At 45.4% G+C, this 21,164-nt stretch carries 10 protein-coding genes; 5 read left to right on the forward strand and 5 right to left on the reverse strand.

The window, feature by feature from the left end:
• Positions 1-70: 70 nt before the first annotated feature.
• The 4 genes from B4240_RS00460 to B4240_RS00475 all read right to left on the reverse strand — a co-directional run bounded on the left by B4240_RS00460 (position 71) and on the right by B4240_RS00475 (position 6,660).
• Positions 71-2,674, reverse strand: coding sequence for an esterase/lipase family protein (locus B4240_RS00460; RefSeq protein WP_296236233.1), 2,604 nt, complete (start codon positions 2,672-2,674; stop codon positions 71-73).
• Between the two features lie 349 nt (positions 2,675-3,023).
• A complete protein-coding gene (locus tag B4240_RS00465) occupies positions 3,024-4,217 on the reverse strand; it encodes a tetratricopeptide repeat protein (RefSeq protein WP_296236234.1) in 1,194 nt (397 codons plus the stop codon).
• A gap of 234 nt (positions 4,218-4,451) precedes the next feature.
• Entirely contained in the window at positions 4,452-5,090 is a 639-nt protein-coding gene (gene coq7, locus B4240_RS00470) for a 2-polyprenyl-3-methyl-6-methoxy-1,4-benzoquinone monooxygenase (RefSeq protein ID WP_296236263.1), read from the reverse strand.
• A 229-nt stretch (positions 5,091-5,319) separates the two neighbouring features.
• A complete protein-coding gene (locus B4240_RS00475; protein WP_296236235.1) occupies positions 5,320-6,660 on the reverse strand; it encodes an MFS transporter in 1,341 nt (446 codons plus the stop codon).
• A 351-nt stretch (positions 6,661-7,011) separates the two neighbouring features.
• Between B4240_RS00475 and B4240_RS00480 the strand changes: the two genes are divergently transcribed.
• Both B4240_RS00480 and B4240_RS00485 read left to right on the forward strand, forming a co-directional pair.
• On the forward strand, positions 7,012-10,500 hold the full coding sequence (locus B4240_RS00480; protein WP_296236236.1) for an autotransporter assembly complex protein TamA: 3,489 nt from the start codon (positions 7,012-7,014) through the stop codon (positions 10,498-10,500).
• A gap of 299 nt (positions 10,501-10,799) precedes the next feature.
• The gene (locus B4240_RS00485) at positions 10,800-15,809 is read left to right on the forward strand and encodes a translocation/assembly module TamB domain-containing protein (RefSeq protein WP_296236237.1); all 5,010 of its coding nucleotides are present in this window, start codon (positions 10,800-10,802) and stop codon (positions 15,807-15,809) included.
• A 120-nt stretch (positions 15,810-15,929) separates the two neighbouring features.
• Here the strand turns inward: B4240_RS00485 and hemP are convergent, their stop codons facing one another.
• Positions 15,930-16,088 carry a hemin uptake protein HemP gene (gene hemP, locus B4240_RS00490; RefSeq protein WP_227672156.1) on the reverse strand — a complete coding sequence of 53 codons (159 nt, stop codon included), beginning with the start codon at positions 16,086-16,088 and terminating at the stop codon, positions 15,930-15,932.
• Positions 16,089-16,330: 242 nt separating this feature from the next.
• On the opposite strand from hemP, the gene B4240_RS00495 reads away from it, so the two are divergent.
• From B4240_RS00495 to B4240_RS00505, 3 genes are all read left to right on the forward strand, one after another.
• The gene (locus B4240_RS00495) at positions 16,331-17,476 is read left to right on the forward strand and encodes an NUDIX domain-containing protein (protein WP_296236238.1); all 1,146 of its coding nucleotides are present in this window, start codon (positions 16,331-16,333) and stop codon (positions 17,474-17,476) included.
• A gap of 541 nt (positions 17,477-18,017) precedes the next feature.
• Entirely contained in the window at positions 18,018-19,286 is a 1,269-nt protein-coding gene (locus B4240_RS00500) for a lipocalin family protein (protein WP_296236239.1), read from the forward strand.
• Between the two features lie 338 nt (positions 19,287-19,624).
• Complete coding sequence (locus B4240_RS00505; protein WP_296236240.1) at positions 19,625-21,070, forward strand: glyceraldehyde-3-phosphate dehydrogenase; 1,446 nt, start codon at positions 19,625-19,627, stop codon at positions 21,068-21,070.
• Positions 21,071-21,164: the final 94 nt, after the last annotated feature.

Genomic DNA, 21,164 nt, shown 5'->3' on the forward strand with positions numbered 1-21,164 from the left:
CAGTAATATAAAAAAACAATTTACCATAATAGGCTTTCAGCGTTTTTTGTAGTAACGCGACTTATGAAGCTTAGTTTTCCTCTTTTTGTTGTAATTGCTGATGCAAAATACGCCGTAAGGTCAAAATAGTTTGCGGGTTTTCCTGAATGCTATGACCACCGTTAATCACCGTCTCTGAGGCAGCCCCGTCGAGGTGAGCGCTGGTATAAGGCACGATGCCATCTGACAGACGTTCTGTTAGCGCTTGCCCAATCTCGCCATCAACTGTCACGGCGGCAACCAGCGGCTTACCTGGTAACGCCTCGCTATCCGTTAACAGCGCATTGCTATCATCGACCTCGATCGCGTCATCTGCGTTATCCTCCTCTGCTGCTGCTTCGGACAAATCAAGCTTTGCGCCAGCTGGCTGCATTTCCGCCAAACCTCTGGTGATATCGGCATCGTTATTGGCGATGATCGAATGATACGTGACGCGCTCATTGATGCTGATGTCTTTGGTTAATTGAATAAAAGAGGATTTATCGCTTAATTGACTGGCGCCATTTTGTAGATAAAGGGCGCCGAGCGGGTTTTGGGCCAAGTCGCCTTGAATAGCAAGCGCCGCCAAGTTATCGGTGACCGTCTTCACCAAACCGACTGGCAGATAAACAATGCGGCGTAGCGCGCGAGTAAACCAGCGATCGGCATAATCGGTACCGCGAAAAGGGGTCGATAAAAATACCGCTGTATCCACTTGAGGCAGGGCTTTTAGCTCAAAACGCTCTTTTAGCTGCTCTTTGCCCAAAGATTGTTTGAGCGCCTCACGTATTCGGCGTTTCTCATCCATTGACAGGATATTTTGGTCATCAAGACGGTCTAAATCATCGACCAAATTTTCATCAGATAGCATCATACGCGCAATGATACCGCCCATACTGTGGCTGATAATAACGCTGTTTTTGCTGGCAGCATTTTGCCCTGTTGGGTCTGTCTGCTGGTAGGTGGTATTGATGAGCTTTTGGATTTGATAGCGATTTTCTAAAATGGGCAAATTGGTTGGGTAAAAAATTTGCCAAACTTGATAGTTGTTGCGCAATTTATCGTCATTAAAAATATCGTTGGTTAAATTCACCCACGTCGCTGGGCTCGACGCCAAACCGTGCAGCATGATGATGACGCGCTTGTCTGGGTCATAAGGCTCTAGCATAAAGAGCTTGGGTAAACTGGCTTCTTTTTTGCGAGTGATGAGGTTTAAATAGCCGACGCCATCGAGCTGATTTTCTGCTAGCCATAATCCGTAGCCTGCCGAAAAGTTTGCCGCCAGTGGATAATCGTCACCTAAGATATTAGCGCTCTCGCTGCGGTAAGGATTATATAGATGTATATCAAGCTGTTTGCTACTCAGGGTATCAAGCACGCTAGCGCCCGCAGGCTTGATCAGCCCTGTCATCAGTAAGTGACCAGTTGGGTAAATGCGTGCACTGACATCATCGCTGTCTAAACTGCCATTTGAAATCCCTTTTCTATCACGATTATCTATTTTTTGATGACGTGCTTCTTGGCGGCTAGTTTCTTGATGACTGGCTTCTTGATGCAGCCTGCCAGGTCTGCCTGATAACGACGAGAGCAACAATTCGCGAATGGTGGTGGTATAGCGGTCATCTAAGGAAGCCACCAAGCTGATACCTAGACCCGGGCGTTTACTGATAGAGTTTAGTCCAGAGAGGCGCAGCTCATAGGTTGAGACCAGATCTGCTAGCGCGGCGGTTTGTTGGTTGGCATTTTTGAGATAGTTGTTTTCGTTGGGCAAATAAACATTCAGATTATAATTATCTATTTGTATCTTCATGACTTTGATTTGATCGGTCGGCTTACCGCTTACAGGCGTTCGATTGCTAATCACCGCTTGCTCACTACTCTTACGCGAGTCTGCCGCCGCTGGCAAGATTGGCAGGTATTCTACTTTAGTGTCACCCATCATTTTATTGCTACCGTCAGCCGACTGATAAAGCTGAGTGATGACATCATTACTGGCAGCGTTATAGATGTCTTGGGTTTGGATATCCATCTCACTTGGAATGCGGCTTTGCGCCCGTGAGTGGCTGGTTCCTTTATCCGCGCCTTCAAAATCGTGCTTTAAACTGTCATAAAATAAATAGGTATAACTGGATTTGATGGCATCAAAGAGCCGTCCTTGGTAGTCAACCAAACAGCTTTGGGTTTTTTCCTTTTGCGCCTTAGCATCCGCGTCACTTAAAGGCGCATTGGCATAGTAAGGATCAATGGGCGGGCGGGCAAGGGCATTGCGGCAATCTTTAGATTCGCCAAGCTGGCGCGCTTTTGCATAGTGCAATTCGGCAAAAACCGCCAACGCTGGACGGTAGTGTTTATTCAGCATGCTGTCAGTAAGCTGCGTTAGGCACAGATCAAACTGCTGCATACAAGCCTGCTCGTTAAGCCCTGCTGACAATAAAGCCGAAGCCGTATCGCTACTAAGTTTGTTATCGGTGACGATGTTGCCGCGCTGGGCTGCAATGGTCTTTGCTGATGGCTGTTTGTTAACAGAAACGGTGCTACACGCAGGTAACAGTGCCATCGCTGCGACCACTGCCAATAGAGCGATAGGCTTTTTGTTTTTATACTTATTCTTATGGTTTGGCAGCGATGTACTGTCGGCAGGGTCAGCAAAAGTCATAGGTAATTCCAGTAATAATAGTCAGGAATGCACAATAAATGGTGAAATGGCTCACTTATAGGTCAGCATGAGTGTAATGTAACTTTCGTTATGCGGCTATTGTATTTATTCTCTTATGTTCAGCTATCTTATATTCCTATAGCATGAAATACTATCGAAAAGATGGGCAAGGCACTGCTCGAAAATGGCGCATGATATTTGTATATAAGACACAAAATTAGGCACAAAAAAGCGCGCTCATATTATTAACAATAATTGAAGCGCGCTTTTTTATGGCTCTTTAGCAATAGGTAAGTGTGAGCGATATTTTGCCAAACAGCTAACCCATTAAGCTTTAAATAACGAGGATTTAAGTACTTGGCTTGATATCAATATCTGGTGCCGGGATATCCCAAATATAGAATTTACCGTCTTCGATCAGCTTAATTTGTTGACGAATAATGGCATTATCCGGGTTTTGCTGCTCTAAGCGGCGCAGGCGCTCTAACGCTTTATCGCGGCGATCGCTTAATAAGTCGGACTGCGCGAGGCTTTGCTCAGCTTCGGTGTAGCCAAGATTGACCGCTTGATCGAGGTATTTTTGCCCTTCTTTAAAGCCGCCGCCTTCTGAGAGCATCATGCCATAAATAAAATTGGCTTCACCGCTATTCGGTTTAAGTTTGATGGCGCGATCGATATATTGTCCGCCGCGTACCGTATATTCTGAGCCTAAATCTAAGTTACGTCCCATGCCATTGAGTTTAGCGGCACGAATCAAGACATCATAGGAAGCATTTGGCGCTTTGGCATACGGCTCAATCCATTCAGTCATGACCTTGATTTTTTCGCGCGCGTTGTGGCGTTGGGTACGGTTAGGGAAGTTTGGCGGATAATGGCGCGCATTTGGCGACACTTCTTTAATAAAGTCATCGAGTAAGCTGACATCGAGTTTGTCGGTGCCAAGCCCTTGCTGCTGCGGGATGAGTACGGTAGGTACAAAGCTGATATCCGAGATACTGACCTGCGGCGTTGGGATATTTGGTAGCTGACCGCTGCGCAAATCAGTCCCCGTTGCGCTGATAGGTCCACGCTCATAGACGCGCGTCGTACCTGTCAATTCGGAGGTATCTGGGGCTGGTACGGCTGGTGGCTGGGCAGCATTTTGCGCAGTGTTTAAAGGTGCAGGGTTTGGTTGCGCAATAGCCTGCTGGACATTGCCTTGTTGCGCATTGCTGGCTTGAGAAAACGTTGGTTGAGCCACGTTATTTTGCTGAGCGTTATTTGGTGTCGCCATATTTGCTTGTGCATCAGCTTGAGTAGTGCTGATGGCCGCATTCGGTTTTGCTAGGCGAATCACACGTCTACTAGAGTCGATTGCGCTAGGCACTGCTGTGCTGCTCGTAGCGGACGCTGCGGCAGTATCGGCTTCTGCTGCATTGACAGGCGCTGATAGCATTATGGCACAGGCGGCAGCTAATGCCGTGAGGGTTGCAAACTTCGGTGCCTTATTAGAAACATTGCTAGAGACATTATTAGTGACATTCGGTTGGCTGATGGCTTTCATAAAAATAATTACCTTGTTTAATCGTTATCGTTTACCAGTTATTGTATTTACTGACTCGTTATATATCCGTCCATTGATTGGTCATAAGGCTGTAGTATGGCGCAAAATCGTACAAATTTTTAATACCCTAGCAAATTAATCTGAGTGCGAACAGTAGTAGGATTGTTAAAAGTAAATAACAACGTCTTATCTGTAGCTACTATAATAAAGACCAATTACAGTACTGCGCACGTATTATAAATGATAAGCCGTGGCTTTCATGCGATTGGCCATCCAGCGCATGGTGTGGCGTACCAGCGGTGACAATGCCGCGCCGCCATTGGACAGTGCCAGCTCGCGATGGTGTAATTCTTCAATATCCATTTGCGCCAATATCTCTCTTGAGCGCTGATCTTGCGGTGGTAATTGCCCGATATGATCTTGTAAATGCTCACTAACTTGCGCTTCGGTTTCGGCGACAAAGCCCAAGCTAAACTCGTTAGAGATAGCCCCTGCTACCGCGCCAAGCCCAAACGACATGCCGTACCATAATGGCGTAAAAATACTAGGATGGCTGCCAAGCTCATCCAAGCGTATCTCGCACCACACTAAGTGATCGACTTCTTCTTCAGCCGACTGTTGCATGGCTTGTTTGACGTTATCATCTTTTGCCGCAAACGCTTGCCCGTGATACAGCCCTTGCGCGCAGACTTCGCCCGTATGATTGATACGCATCAAGCCTGCGACATGACGCGCCTCGGTGATACTGAGCTCAGGAATCTCGTCACTGCTCACAGGTAGGGGGCGAGTGCTGGGATTTGAATGCGGTACGACCGCTCGCAATACCTTGTCCACCCCAAGTAATAACTGGTCAATTTTTGATAAGGGACGCAGGGCCATGATTCACTCCTGATGCTATAGTTATTATAAACAGTTATTATAAATAGAACGTATGATTAACAAGTTTAAGTTATCTGATTTCTTTTGAAACTGCATGTTTAAAATTGCATGCTTACAGGCTGCTTAATTTCTTATGAGCCTTACTATATCAAACCACTATAGCAAACAATACAGAATGTCGGCAGTAAAATTATAAGCTTACTGATTTACTTTGCTCAACGCTCTAATCGTGCCGATTACGTTCGTCATCATGGGTTTGGATGACGGCGTGTTTGATATGTTTATTAAGTTTGATATATAAAAATAACCCGAAAATAACATTTAATATACCGGTCACTAAAAACAGTTGTGGCAGGGTCAGACCCAACGCATTTAACACCGCAATCGAAAATATCGCCGAGCCAACCATAAAGATGGCGTTAAAGATATTATTGGCGCCAACGATGCGCGCGCGATGACTTTTTGGCGCATAAGCCTGCATAGAGGCATATAAAGGCACGATATATAAACCGCCGCTAAAACCTAAAAAGAACAAGTCGGCAAATACGCGCCAGCTACCGCTCAGACCCCATAAATCACTGATACCAAATAGCTCAGCCGAGCTGGCATTGATATTGAGCCCTGACAAAGAAAAATATAAATCAATGGCAAAAATACTAAGCCCAGCAATACCAAAGGGGAGTAAGCGCAGGCTGACTTGATTTTTGGTCAAGGATTTGCACAGTAGCGAACCAATCGACACCCCGACTGAAAATAGTGTCAATAGGAAAATCACCACCGACTCATCGCCATGCAAAATAACTTTGCTAAACTCAGGCGTTTGGGTCAAAAACGTCGCGCCATAAAACCAAAACCAGCTATTACCAAGAATGACAAAGAATAAAAAGGGTAAGGAGTATAAATAGCGCACCGTTGCCATGCTGGTGGTAAAAATGTTCCAGTTAATCTTCAGCTCAGGCTGCATCGCTGGCATGGTCGGAATAAAACGCGCGGCAAAATAACCGATTGCCGCGACAAATAGTACAGTGACACTAATCCAAAATAACGGCTGGGTAATTTGGGTTAGTACCCCAGCGATAATCATACCGAGCAAGATGGCAAGCGAGGTGCCCATTTGAAACAGACCATTGGCACCGACCAGCTCATCTTCTCTCATTGCTTGCGGCAAATAGGCGTACTTAATCGGGCCAAAAAATGTCGATTGGGTGCCCATCAAAAATAGCGCCACAAATAACAGCGCATACCATTCAAAGACAAAGCCGACAGCAGCAATGATCATGATGCATATCTCAAGCAATTTGATTAAGCGTGTCAGCTTTGATTTTTCAAATTTATCAGCAATTTGCCCTGCCAATGCTGAAAATAAAAAATACGGCAAGATAAATAACATCGCCGCTAAGTTATTTAAAATACTCACTTCCACGCCCAATTGGCTGGCAGCGGTATAGGTCAGTACCAATATCAACGCTTGCTTAAAAATATTGTCATTGAACGCACCCAAGAACTGGGTAAAAAACATGGCGCTAAACCGGCGGCGCTTAAATAATTGAAACTGATTGGCCATGAAAATTCCTACAAATGGGTCAGGGCGGTTAAAGTAGAGAAAAATGGGTCAGGGCGGTTAAAGTAGAGAAAAGGGTATTATGCCGTTGTTGTTATATAAACAATTATCAACAGTATCAAAAACTTATCGAAATATAGCATAGGTTTTATCGCTGTTAAGCCGTATAATAGCAAGGCTTTGATAAAAATACATGCGCGCGATGCTATGATTTGATAATTAACTAAGTTATGATTTGTAAATTTTAGCCGACCAAACTTATAATCTTAGCTAACAGCACTACGTTTATTCACCGGTAAAAATGGACAGCAACCACTCGCAACCTTGTGCCGCGTGAGGTGATAGGAAATACATATGACACATCAGCCTTCAACTCTAGCGCCCAACTTATCGGTGATGCCACGCGATGTGGCAAACGCGCCGCCGTGCTCAGCCAATCTTGCTCATCCTGATCATACTAATCGTATGGACAATCCGCGTCTTTATTTTACGCGTACGGCGTTGTTTAGTGCGCTGACCACCAGCTTGGTTGGTTTTGGGGTGAGCGTTGGTATCGCGCCTGCCGCTTTTGCTGCCACCGATTTAAATAGTAACACCAGCAACAGTCCGAGCAGCAGCCAACTTATCAAAAACAGTGCAAATGATGCGGATGAAGATAGTCAGCTCGATATCGCCTTAGATGCCCTACGTCTAAAAAAAGCCGTCGAACAAGGTATTATCGATAAATCAGTATTGGACGATTATAGCGAGCAAAACTTAGGTATCAAAAAACCTAAAAAAAACGAGACCGGAGCTGCAAATAACGCTGATGCTTCGCAGTTTTTAAATGATGACTTTAACGATGTCGATTATCTGGATGACGCTCAAGCATTTAACGACAATGCAGATTTAGAGCAGCAAGCAAATGCCGTACAGCAGCAAGGCTATCAGATGATGACGCCTGCTGAGATTGATCGCGAGCTGGCGGCGATGGATAGACAAAACGCCCAAGATATCGACAATATCAATCAGAGCAATGACGTTAGTAATATGAATGGTAGCCGCCATAACGACAGCGACTTTTCTAAAAACGACCTTTCTAAAAACGACTCTTCTAAACTGGATATGTCGGACACATTCGATGCACCCGTCGCGACGTTAAATGATACCGCCCCGCCAATTGGTCTAGACGTGGATTTGGATGCCACCAATCTGCCAACCCCAAGCAATCTTGAGACGCTAGGTAGAAATGGCAATGAGACAGCTGCTAAACAGGCAGAGACGGCTGATGTTATGTCGCGTCCTATTAATGTCAGCGACGCAGTCAGTAGTGGCCCCAGTAATAGCACGGCCAGCATGGCGGTGGATAGTAGTGTAGAAGATGAGCAGTCAGGTTATGCTCAGTCAGGCAGTATCAATCCTGATGATTATTTACCGAATTATGAAAACGATACTGAAGCCGTCAAAGAAAGTATCGAGCAAGCTTCAAAACCCAAACCCTTAGCGCGCAATAAAGGCAATATCATTAAGCGCCTCTATAATCGCTTGTTTAATGGCGGTGCCATCATGCTACCGCATGTTGAAACGACCGTTTATTTGCAACAAGCAGCGCCGGACAATTTAAGCGACAATACCGAAAACAGTGCCAGAAACACCCAACCAAAACTCATAAAAGCGGATGATGATGTTCAACCATTTAAAAATATCAAGGCAGCAATCGATGACACCACGGTGCAGTCTGTGGTTGATTTTACCGCCGCGCTACCGCGTCTGCGCCAGTCCGCCTTAGATGCTGCAAAAGCTGTCGGTTACTATGAAGTGACTTTGCGTTTGCGCCAAACCAGTAGCGATACCATTGATGTCATTATTGAAAAATTAGGTGAGCCGGTACGCGTCGATAGCCGCATTGTTGATATTCGCGGCGAAGGCAGCGAGCAAGAAGAATTTGCTAAGCTTGAAGATGATTTGCCGCCACAAGAAGGTGATATTTTTAATCACCGCGTTTATAAAGACAGCAAAGCGGCGCTTGAGTCGCTCAGCAATACCTATGGTTACTTTGATCAATATTGGCTAAACAAATCGGTCGATATTATCTTGCCGGACAATACCGCCGATGTGTCGCTGGTTTATAACACTGGTGATCGTTACCAGTTTGATGAAGTGGTATTTTTTACTTATGATCAAGAGTCAGGCACGCTGACGCGCGATCCTGAAAAGCTGCCCGTTGAATTGACCTTGTTAAAGCAATTGGTCGGCTTTGAAGAAGGTGATCATTTTTATCGTCCCGCAGTGACCAAGTTTAGTAATGATTTATCGGCGACCCGTTATTTTAATACCGTTAACGTCGAGACGATTTTGCCGCCAGATGAACGCACTGAAAGCACTACCTTGGCTTTTGATAACTCACCTACTACCAATGAGGCTGGTAATGCTGATGGTGCTTCTGATGCCAATAATGCTGCTGATATAAATAATACTGAACAAAGTGGCGCGGTTATTAATGGCAGTAATGGTGAGCCCTACGCCAACAGTGGTGAAACAGTTAACCCAGCCGATATCGCCGCCATTGAATTTGAAGCAGATGAAGAAACTTTGGGTAAACTGCAAGCCATTAAACAAAAAGCAGAACGCCTAAGCCGCTTGCCAAACGATCGGGTATTGGATGAAAAAGACCAAGCGTCCAGCAGTATTTTGGGTAAAATCAGCGACTCTATCAGTAATATTGCACAAAAAATATTCCCCGATGAAAAAAGTCTTCTTGCCGATGAAAACTTTGTGCCGCCGACGCTTGCGGGACGTAAAACCCCGCAAGAAGTGTTAGAAACTAAAAAAGTACCGCTGTACGTGTTTGTCTCTGCCAACAAACCACGCGATGCCCAAGTCGGGCTTGGTTATGGTACCGATACTGGGGTGCGGGCAACCGCTAAGATAGATTATAATCTGATCAATCGTAAAGGGTATCAAGCAGGGGCGGAGACCGAAGTCTCACGCATCACAAAAAATGTCACCGTTTATGGCAGTCGACCATGGAAGCATCCGTTAAATGATAAGTTGGATGCGCGGTTGACGTATGAAGAAGAGGTCATCGACCAAGGCGAAGGCAATTTTGATTTGTCTACCAAAACCCTAAAAGCGGCGTTGGCGCGTAATATTCGCCGTGAGAATGGCTGGGATCGTAGCTACTCGGTGCGCTACCGTTTGGATGAGTTAGAGACGGGAGTTGATGAAGCAGAATTAGAAAATCTTCCAGTGCGCTTTACCTCCTCTAAGCCTACGCAGCATGCCTTGCTATTTGGTTACGGCATGAGTAAGACCGACGTCGATAATGCTGCCAATCCTACGCGCGGTATCCGCCAGTATTACTCGCTTGAGGCAGGTTCAGAAAGCGCCCTCAGTGATACAGACATGGCGATAGCGCGCGCAGGCGTGAGCGGTATTTATAGCTTTGGTGCTGACGATAAACACCAAGTGCTGGGCAGTTTAAATACCGGTTATATCTGGGCAGATGACTTTTATGAAGTGCCCTATAAGCTGCGCTTCTTTGCTGGCGGCGATCAAAGTATCCGCGGCTACGATTATGAGAGCCTATCACCGATCGACAAGGGTTATCTGACTGGCGGGCAAATCCTCGCCGTCGGTAGTGCTGAGTATAACTATGAGTTCAAACCGGGCTTTCGCGGGGCAGTTTTCACCGATGTCGGTAATGCCTATGACAAAGATTTTGAGACAGATACCAAAGTCGGCGTTGGCGTGGGTATCCGCTGGGCGTCGCCAGTTGGCGTGGTACGTGTCGATGTTGCCGCTGGCGTGACGGAAGAGAGTATCCCTGTTAGACTGCATCTGTTTATTGGGTCGCCTTTATAAGTTGCTGCTCATTATAAATGGCTACTCACTATAAGTGGCTATAAAAGCATCACTAAAAACCGTGCTTATAGGCAGTCCAAAATAAAACGATACGTTAATAATCGTATGCTACTGGTACAATTTTTTCTTGCTTGCTTGCTGTGCCTACGCCGACAGAGGCTGCGAAAAATTCATCCCAGTAGCAGGTTATCCAACTGTATTGGTTCTAAAGTGAATCGACTATAGTATAAGCAGCAAAAAAGCCTTAATTTTTCATTCTAGCGCTTGCTGGTAATCATTCTTTAACATAGCTGAGTGTCATGTTGACCAAAAATTCCCCGCCAAATAAGCCCTCGGATGAAGATCCAGCAGAGCGTGATGCCCGCGCCGTCAGACACTGGTATCCATTGTCTTTTTTGCTCAAATTAACGGTACTTATTCTTATTGTACTGGCGATTATGTTTGCCATATTTTTATACGCGGTCGGTACTGAATCGGGCACAAAATTCATTTTAGAAAAAATCAGCGCTGAGACGGGTATCGGGTTTAAATATGGCCGTGGCAATCTGCGCGATGGTATTTGGGTCAGCGATATCGATATCAATGCCAACGAAGACCTTGAGATATTGGTCGATAAAGCCTATGTCAAAATAGGCTGGCGTGCGATATTTGCTAAAGAAGTGCATCTTCGCGATGCTGATATTCAAACCATTGAGATTATCAATAATAAGCCGCCAACGGGCGAGCCGTACGATTATCGTACCCTTAGTTTGCCGGTTAACCTGCGCTTTGATCAGGCAAAAGTAAAAACCATCATTTATAAACAAGTGACCAAAGACCCTATCGTCGTGCATGATATCGAAGCGCGAGATTTGACTTGGGTGGGTAGCGTGGTGAATGTCGGGCGCGGCAAATTGCAGTATGCTGATATTGTTAAAGTCAGCGCTTTAACAGGTCAGGCGGATTTACAAGGCGACTATCCTTTAGATTTAAGCGCCATCGTCGAGGTGAGTGCACTAGAAAAAGCCTATATTGACCCACTCAATATCACCGCAACGGGTACGCTTAAACGCACCATAGGTAAAGTACGTAGCCGCTATAATGACAGCGATGTCAGCGGTGATTTTGTCGTACAAGGCTTGGATAAAGATTCGCCGTTTCAAGCGAAGCTAGAATGGGATGATATTTTGATTCCTTATGCTGACAGCCAAAATATCCACCTAAAAAGTGGTGTGGCGACGGCATCGGGCGTCATCTCAGAGATACGTCTGCGTATCAATAGCGAGCTTACCGCCAAAGACATTCCATCAGGCCACTATCAAGGGCGCGGTATCATCGCCAATAGTCAGCTGCGCGTTGATCGCTTGGAAGCTCAGGTGCCAGCGGGCAACTTGATATTGCAAGGTATCTTAGACTGGCAAAACAGCTTTGATGCCAAAGTGCGCGCTACTGGTACCAATTTTGATATTCGTCGCGCCATTCCTAACCAATATGCCGATTTTAAAGCTTATGCACCGCAAAAGCTTAATGGCCGCTTATCAGTGCATTATCAGCATAAAAACAAGGCTGGCAATCTAGAGATGGATGCAGATTTGCGTCAGCGCGATGGCGAGCACGTAAATGCCAATATCGTTCGCGGCAAAACGCTTACGCGTGGCCGAAGCGCAAAATCCAAACAAGTCGCGCCTTTTTATATCGATGCCAAATGGCAAAACCTTGTGCGCCGAAATGTTCCCAATATCGGCAATATTGACAGCCCAAGCGGACAAGCGGATGTCATCATTCGCGGCTCAAACTTATCGGTCGATGGCAAGGCAGTCATTAACGAGCTAAATGCGGCGCCCAAAGGCAACTACGATGTGCGTGTACGTAAAGCAGGCGATGTCATCAATATCAACCGCCTGAACTATAAAGGCATCGTCGGCGATTTATCGGGCACGGGACAAATACAACTGGCCAGCAAAAAACGTCCGCTAACGTGGCAAATTGATGCGCGTACCACGGGTTTATTACCCAAAAAATATCGCAGTGATTTGCCGCTTGAGCGCCTAACAGGGCATATCAGTGCGCGCGGGCGTATGCTCAATATTAGTAAAAATCGCATCAAAGGTCAGCGCCATATTATTAGTTTTAAAAATACAGACCTGCAAGCAAACCTTGATGCCAGTCAAGATAGCCGTGCTATTGGTATCACGGGCGGCGGAGATGCCAGCGTCGATATTATCGGCGGTGAGCTATCTGTTTTTGATGCGCGTTTTGATGGACACATTGATACCGCTGACGTGCCAAAAGGGCGCTTAGCGCTTGATGCTGCTGGTACGCCAAAGCTGATTCGTATTCGTAAGCTTAACTATAATGGTGAAGCGGGCGCAGTAAAAGCTCATGGCGTTATTGACCTACGTCAAAACATCGGCTGGACCGTCGATGGCCGCTTTGACAAATTTAACCTTGGCTATTTTTTACCTAATAATGCGGCCATTATCACGGGTGATTTAAAAACCAGCGGCGTGTGGCAAACCGCACCAAAAAACAATACTAATGCTAAAGGGCAACTTAAAAACTTTGCGGTAAATTTTGATGGCGTATTAGACGCTGAGCAATTGCCAGCTGGCAAACTGACCATCGATGCCAGTGGTGATGCGCAGCTAATCCGTATCAAGCGTCTTCGCCATGTGGGCGCGGCAGGTAGCATCGATGCCAGCGGTACGGTGGATGTGCGTAAAGGCATCGCGTGGGATATCAAGGCGGTGATGAATCGCTTTAACTTGGGCTATTTCTTTAAAGACATCCCAAGTACCATCACTGGCAGCATCGATACCGATGGGCGTTGGAGCGATAATCAGCAAACCATTAATATCAAACAAGTCAATCTAAGTGGCATGTTAAAAGGCCAGCCGCTCAGTGCGAAAGGCAGTTTGACGGCGAAGATGCATCTGCCAAAAGACTTGACCAGTTATTTTAAACGCTTACAAGCCCAAGACGCACAGGCGCAATATAAGCAAGTTAACGCCTTAATCGACAGCTTAAATGCCAATAACTTGGTACTGCGCTGGGGCGATAATTATCTCACCGCCAATGGTAATGCCAGACAGCTACAAGCTAAGGTTAATATCACCAGTCTTGATCAGCTCTCAGACAAGCTTGCTGGCAAAGTGACGGGCGGTGTCACCTTATCGCAGCCAGCAGGACAGGCGCTACCGACGATTTATATTGATTTGGTTGGTGAACGCCTTGCGTTGCCGGGCTTTATTTTGCGTCAAGGTCGTATTCGCGGTAAGCTGGTCAATTTGGCCAACAGCCCAAGTCAGCTTATTATCAGCGCTGAAGGGTTGGATGCGGCGGGGCAAAGTTTTAAAAAGGTCTATGCAACCTTTAACGGCACAGAGCAGGCGCACGTCGTCAATCTTGAGGTGGCGAATGATGAGCTGGCTATCGCAGCGAGGCTTAAAGGCGGTTTTAATCGCGATAGGCTCAGTTGGTCAGGCGTCATCGGTAAAGGCCGAATCAAATCCAAATATGCGACGTTAAACCAACTACAGCCTGCGCAATTGATTGTCAATTTACCCAAAAAACAAGGTAAAAATTCAACCGACTTAAAAGTGCAATTAGCCGCTCACTGTTGGCAAGCGACCGACCAAACGGGCAAGCTGTGTTTACGTGAAAACTTAATTGCCTCACCAGCCAGCGGTCAGGTCAATTTGGCTGTACAAAATTTGGATACCTCGCTATTCTCAGTCTTTTTACCAAAAGACATCGATTGGCAAGCCAAGATTAATGGTAAAGCGATCGTCGGTTGGCAACGCGGTCGTCCGCCGACGATTAATACCACGCTGTATTCTGACAACGGCAAAATCGGCTTGATTCAAGATGGTGATAGTGAGCCCGTCACTTTGCCTTATAAGCGCGTGTCCGTGATTGCTTTGTCGGTTCCTGAAGGTATCAAGCTGCGTACGGATATTAATACCGGCCGCGGTGCGCGTGGCTATGCCGAAGTCATCGTGAACCCTTATAAAACGCCAAAACCAATCTCGGGTGCACTGGTGCTTAACGAGCTTAATTTGGTGATATTTAAGCCATTCTTCCCTGGTATGCGGGTGCTAGAAGGCAATATCACCATGGCAGGGGGTTTAGGTGGTACGCTCGATAAGCCGCAGTTTTATGGCGATGTTAAGCTGGCTGACGGCCGTATTGCGATGCTTGATTTGCCCATCAACTTAACCAAGGTCAATGCGGATGCTAAAATTCGCGGCACGCAGGCGACCATTGCTGGCAAGTTTAATAGCGGTACGGGCACAGGCACGCTGACGGGTACGGTCAATTGGCAACAAAAATTGCAGGCTAAATTAAGCATTATTGGCGAGCGTTTGATATTAACCCAGCCGCCATTGTTGGTCGCTGAGATTAATCCTGATATTGACATCATCGTGCGCCCAGGCGACCGTTATGTCAATATTACCGGTGCCGTCAGCGTGCCGTCAGCGACCATTCGTCCACCAGAAGCCAGTGAAGACATCATTACCCAAACCGAAGACGCTGTCGTGCTCGATCGCCGTTTAATTGGTAATATTGACGAGGTTTTGGCCATCTCAAAACCTTGGTCAATCAACGCCGATATTGGTGTTGACTTGGGCGACGATATCAATTTCCGTGGTTTTGGGGCAGTGATTCCTTTAGCAGGCGCAATTAATGTCACGCAAAGCGGCACTGGCGTCATGCGCGCCAAAGGCGTCGTGCAGGTGTCTCGTCGTACCAATGTCAACATCTTTGGTCAGAGCCTAGAGCTTAATTATGGTCAAGTGCGCTTTAACGGCAATGTGATGAAACCCAATCTGAGCATTGAGGCGGTGAAAACCATTAGTGGTAAAACGGTCGGCGTGCGCGTGAAAGGCAATACAGAAAATCCAAACATCATTGTCTTTAATAATGCTGGGCTCACCCAGCAGCAAGCGATGAATGCCTTGGTAACGGGCCGTATTAATAATAAGAGCGCCACCCAAATCAGTGAGCAAGGCTTTAAATCACAGGTCACCAATAATCTGGCGGCAGCAGGTTTAAGCTTTGGACTCAGTGGCACACGTAATCTGACCAATCAGATAGGTCAAGCGTTTGGCTTTCAAAGTTTGACGGTTGATGCCTCGGGAAGTAGTGAGGATACCAACGTCAACGTCACCGGTTATGTGACCCCTGACTTATATATTCGCTACGGGGTTGGTGTGTTTAATGCCCAAAACAGCCTATCTGTCCGTTATCAGCTGACGCGCCGGATTTATGTGGAAGCAACCTCAGCGGCGGAAAATGCGGTGGACGTGGTCTACAGTTGGCAATTCTAGTGGTAAAATTTAGCTGTTTTTAGCCATTTAGAAGTTCATCGATTGAATTGAGGACACGCTCTAGTTTGAGTCAATAAAAAACGCCTTTTGAGAAAGGCGTTTTTTTATGAGGTTGGCAGTTTATTTGGTTAAAATTAGGCGGTTGTTACGCGTCAAGCGTAAGCGGTATTCTTCACCTTCGTGCTCGATACGGACCTCTTTAGTTAGCGCAAATAGGTGCTGTGACTGTAGAGTAGGCAAGCGATTTTCGCGGCAGTTTAAGTAACGAGAGATGACCATGCTCATAGTGAATTCCTTTTGGTAAAGTGGACAAAGCAGCGTAGTGGTTTTAAACATGTACGGGCTTAAAATAAGCTATTAACGATAATAATTGTCATTTACATTGATAGTTTTTGCAAGTCAATTTGCAAAATAAATTGCAATTATTATGTAAACTTATATAAAGCTTTATTTATAAAGGCGGCAAAGCTATAGCCTAATTTATAACTCAAAACAGCAACTTATTGATAAAGGATACTCGAATGCCCAGCCATTCAAACTCTTCGATTAACAACTCATCAGATACAAACAAGGCAAGCACAAATGAAGCGGGCACGGATAAACCAGTGACCATCGTTAATGTCGCGGTGGCGGTTATTTATCATCAGGAGCAGTATTTACTTGGATTTAGAAATGCCCTGCAACACCAAGGTAATCGTTACGAATTTGTGGGCGGTAAGATAGATAGCAGTGAAACTGCTCAGCAAGCACTGATACGTGAAGTCGCTGAAGAGACGGGCATTGATGTTGCCAGTAATACTGCCGTGAAGCTTGGTCGGCTGCATCATGACTATGGCGATAAGCAGGTTTGCTTGCAGGTGTACAAGGTGGCATTGACAGCAATGCAGTATGAGCAGCATAAAGATTGTGAGCAGGGATTAGAAGGACAAGCACTAACTTGGGTGGATAAATCAAAGCTGCTAGCGGGAGATTACGCGTTACCAGCCGCTAATAAGACCATTCTTGAATGGCTGCGCTTACCAGAGCAAATAGCCATCACCTATCCGTTAGCCCATTTTAGCGACGCGGCTCATCCAGCAGCAGCGTGGTTACAGTATCATGCGGCGCACTTGGCGTATAACGCGTGGGTTTATGTTCGATTAAAAGCCGTAGATGCAGAACATACCATCGAGCAGTTGCTGCGTTTACGACCAGATATCCATGCGATTGTGCCTGATGGGTTCCAATACAACGAAACAGATGAGATCATCATACATCATCAAATTGTAGCGAAACATTTAACTCACACCGACCTGCTGCAAGGGTTAAGCACTCATTACAGCGATGATAAATCTTACTGCGGTACCTGTGCAAACTATTCTACAAGCCATCCATTAATCGTAAGTTGTCACGACGCTGAAAGTATCGCTGCCGCTAATAAGCTGGCATACGCGCGTTTAGAGCAGCAATTACCACCCGTTATCGGTGTTTTTTTGTCGCCTGTTCTAGCCACTCAGAGCCATCCTGAAACGGCTGCGCTTGGTTGGCAAACTTGGGCAGAGCTTGCGACGTTAGCAGATATGCCAGTGATTGGGTTAGGCGGCCTGTCACCGAAGATGAGTGAGCAAGTAGCGCAGTACGGCGGCGTAGCAGTTGCTGGGATTCGTCAGTTTTTTAGTAAAGTTTAGGATGACTTTTTTATTATGACAGAGGCGTTTTTAAGCCACCGTTAAACCAGAAGATAAGCCAAGAAATTGAAGAGCAGGACAAAGCTAAAACCAGATGCGAAGCTACCTACCAGCATGATTTAGAGGATGACAAACCACTGATTTTAAATTTGTTTTTACACTCAGTAACGATGTATTCAACGTCGGCGATAAATATAGAATTACTTACAAACCGTTGCGTTTTCCTACATTGCGACACTGTTCTTAAAAGACCTTTGCCATTAATATAAATCTGCAAATTATTAAAGGGCGCTGAAACAGTTTGTTAAGGGCGATTTATCGAGAAATTATTTATCCAACCACTTCTTATCTATCGTTATGTTATTCATTGCAGCGCCATTTAAAAATTATAGTAAATATGGACTATTACAGTATTTAATTTTCAGTTATCCCTCTTTTATCTCTAAAGTGATTGTTGAGAATTATTTCATACTTAGTTAATCAATACAAAGCTTGATACATGAAGAATTTTTAACGTTCACTATTAATAAATGGTACTCCTATGAAAACCAATAAGTTACCTAAATCAGCATGGCCTGATTCGCAGGCAGCTGGTTCTCAATCAAAGCAGACTCGCCAGCCAAGTCAGCATTACCGCGATAAAGATTATTTCAATAAAAGTTATCTCAATACAGATAACGCATCGCAAACAAGTAATGCCAGTAATGACGCTAGCTATCACAATGACAGCGATAGCGCTAACGACGTGTCAGTAAACAATTTTGCGCCAGTTAAACCAGCAACAAACAACGAATTTGGCTATAAAAGCATTAAGAAAAGCATTCCTAAGGCGTCAGAGTCTGCATCGGTTAAGAAAAGCGATAATAACAATAAAGAAGACGCACAAAGCGCTCAAATATTACGCAGCAACGATTCACAAGGTAGCAGTTTACAAGGTAGCTGTTCACAAAATGGCCGTGGATACAAAAAAGCCCATCATTATCAAAAAGTGCAGAAGACGACGGATATCAACATTGATGATGCGCTAGATAGCTTAGTTAAAAGCCCTGTCACCTCTGAAGCTTTTGCTGCCTATGAAGCTGAAGACACAGGTCTAACAACAATACCAGAACGTGTATTTATGAATGGTCTCATCAAGCATACAGGTATTGCTTTGGCGATTATCATACCGCTGGCGGCGTTTTCAGCGTATGCGGCAACGCCACCTAGCAACGCAGCGGCTAAAGCTGATGTGACGGCTAATGCGACCATGGATAAAACTACCACCGAGACTTTGTCTCTCAAGCCGAGTGCTATTATTCATAAATCTGCCAAAACCCCAACCACAGTCGATCGCGTTGATCTAAAAAAATACGCAGGCACTTGGTATGAAATAGGGCGTTTACCGATGTATTTTCAGCGTAATTGTGCCAGTGATGTGACGGCAACTTATATTGAAAAAACTGATGGTTCAGGCATAAAGGTGATTAATGAGTGCAAAGCGCAAGACGGCTCAGCTATTACGGCTGAAGGGTTAGCGAAACCAACAGATGGCACTGGCAGTAAATTAAAGGTTACTTTTTTACCGTCGTGGATTCGCTGGGTGCCCGTCGGCCGTGCTGATTATTGGGTGCTTGCCCGTGACGCCGATTACAAAACAGCATTGGTAGGCACGCCGGATAAAGACTATTTATGGCTGCTGGCTCGCTCACCAAATGTAAGCCAAGAAACTTATGCAAAATATCGTCAAATTGCACAAAATCAGGGCTATGATTTAAGAGAATTTAAGCTTACCCCGCAAAGCAATCAGACGGTGAAGCTGGTGCCTTAAGGATGTCGTAGCCGTATAAGTGTTTTATATTTAACATATTTTTAGACAGGTTTTAGACAATTAAAAGTGGGTTAGCTGTATAAGCTGACTTTATTTTTATTAAGCAACTTATAAAGCCATAAAAAATGTCATAAGTTCGACAAATTTGGTTATCACTAGCAAAATAGGGCGTTTTAGGCTAAAATCTCCCTTATCTAAATACTGCGACGATAAAAACTGTGACGATAACCACTGCTGTAATAGCCGAGCGTTATCGTTTTAAAATCGTTATCTAAATTAATGATGACCTATCTATATTGCTTTCTACTTTACTGATTACCTAATTACTGACCAGAAGGATGTTTCTCGTGAGCAACGCTGATACCTTACGCCAATTACATCAAGACCACTTGAGCAATTATAACCAACAAGAGCAACAAGCCATTGAGCTCATGGGGCTATTAAACAAGCTTTATAACGAGCAAGATGTGCAAGTGACCTTGTTTGGCGATGCGCTAAATACGACGTCTGTCGGTCAGATATTGGCCTTGCATCAAAAAGCAGCGCTACGTAATAAAGATGCTAAATCTATCGATATCGCGGATACCTTAGCGATGGTTAAGGTGCTTGCTGACAATAAAGATATCCAAGCAGCGCGAATCGATGTTGGTCAGCTAATTGCCAATGACAGTGATTTGCAAACGGCTTTGCAGTCTATTAATCATGATAAAGGCACTGCTAATGGCGCGTCTGATGTCGTGCTATATGGCTTTGGCCGTATTGGTCGTATTTTAACGCGTCTGTTGTTATCTCAAGCGTCAAGTGCCAAAGGCCTACAATTAAAAGCCATTGTTGTCCGTCCGGCAAAAGCAGGCGATTTGGCTAAGCGTGCCTCATTGCTTGAGCGTGACTCAATCCATGGTGGCTTCGCTGGCGGGGTGGTGGTTGATAATGAAAATAACGGTTTGATTGTTAATGGCCGCTTTGTGCAGGTTATTTACGCCAAAGACCCAAGTGAGATTGATTATACTGCTTATGGCATCAATGATGCGCTGGTGATTGATAATACGGGTATTTGGAAAGATGAAGATGGTCTTGGCAAGCACTTACAATCAACTGGCGTGAAAAAGGTACTGCTAACAGCTCCTGCTGGCGGCGATATCAAAAACGTCGTCTATGGCGTAAATAACGATACCGTTGGCGATGACACTATCGTCAGTGCAGCGAGCTGTACGACTAACGCCATTACGCCAACGCTCAAAGTATTGAATGATGAGTACGGCATTGAAAACGGTCACGTCGAAACCATTCACTCGTTCACCAACGATCAAAACTTAATTGACAATTATCACAAATCAGATCGCCGCGGTCGCAGTGCGGTACTTAACATGGTTATCACCAGCACGGGTGCGGCAAAAGCGGTTGGTAAAGCATTACCAGAGCTTAGCGGTAAATTAACCGGTAATGCTATCCGTGTGCCAACGCCAAACGTTAGCCTTGCGATTTTAAACTTAAATCTAAAAACCGCGCCAGAGAGTGCAGACGCGTTAAATGAGTTTATGCGTAAAGTGTCTAATAGCAGTCAGTGGCAAACGCAAATTGCTTATACCGACTCTACCGAGGCGGTATCGACTGACTTTGTTGGTGATACGCATGTCGGTATTGTTGACGCGCAAGCGACGATTTTGACAGACAATCATGCTATCGTTTATATTTGGTATGATAACGAAGTCGGCTATAGCACTCAGGTACTACGCTTGGCAACGCAAATGGCTGGTATCAGCTACGCGCAAATCCCAGCGTAAAAATTTGCACAGCTGCTGTTTTTGCTATTTCTATTTAGCTAAAATGCTAAGGAAAAATAGCTATCCAGCAGTAAGTTTTATCCTAGATAAATCG

It is taken from the genome of Psychrobacter sp. UBA5136 (assembly GCF_002414005.1).
Taxonomy (GTDB): Bacteria; Pseudomonadota; Gammaproteobacteria; order Pseudomonadales; family Moraxellaceae; genus Psychrobacter.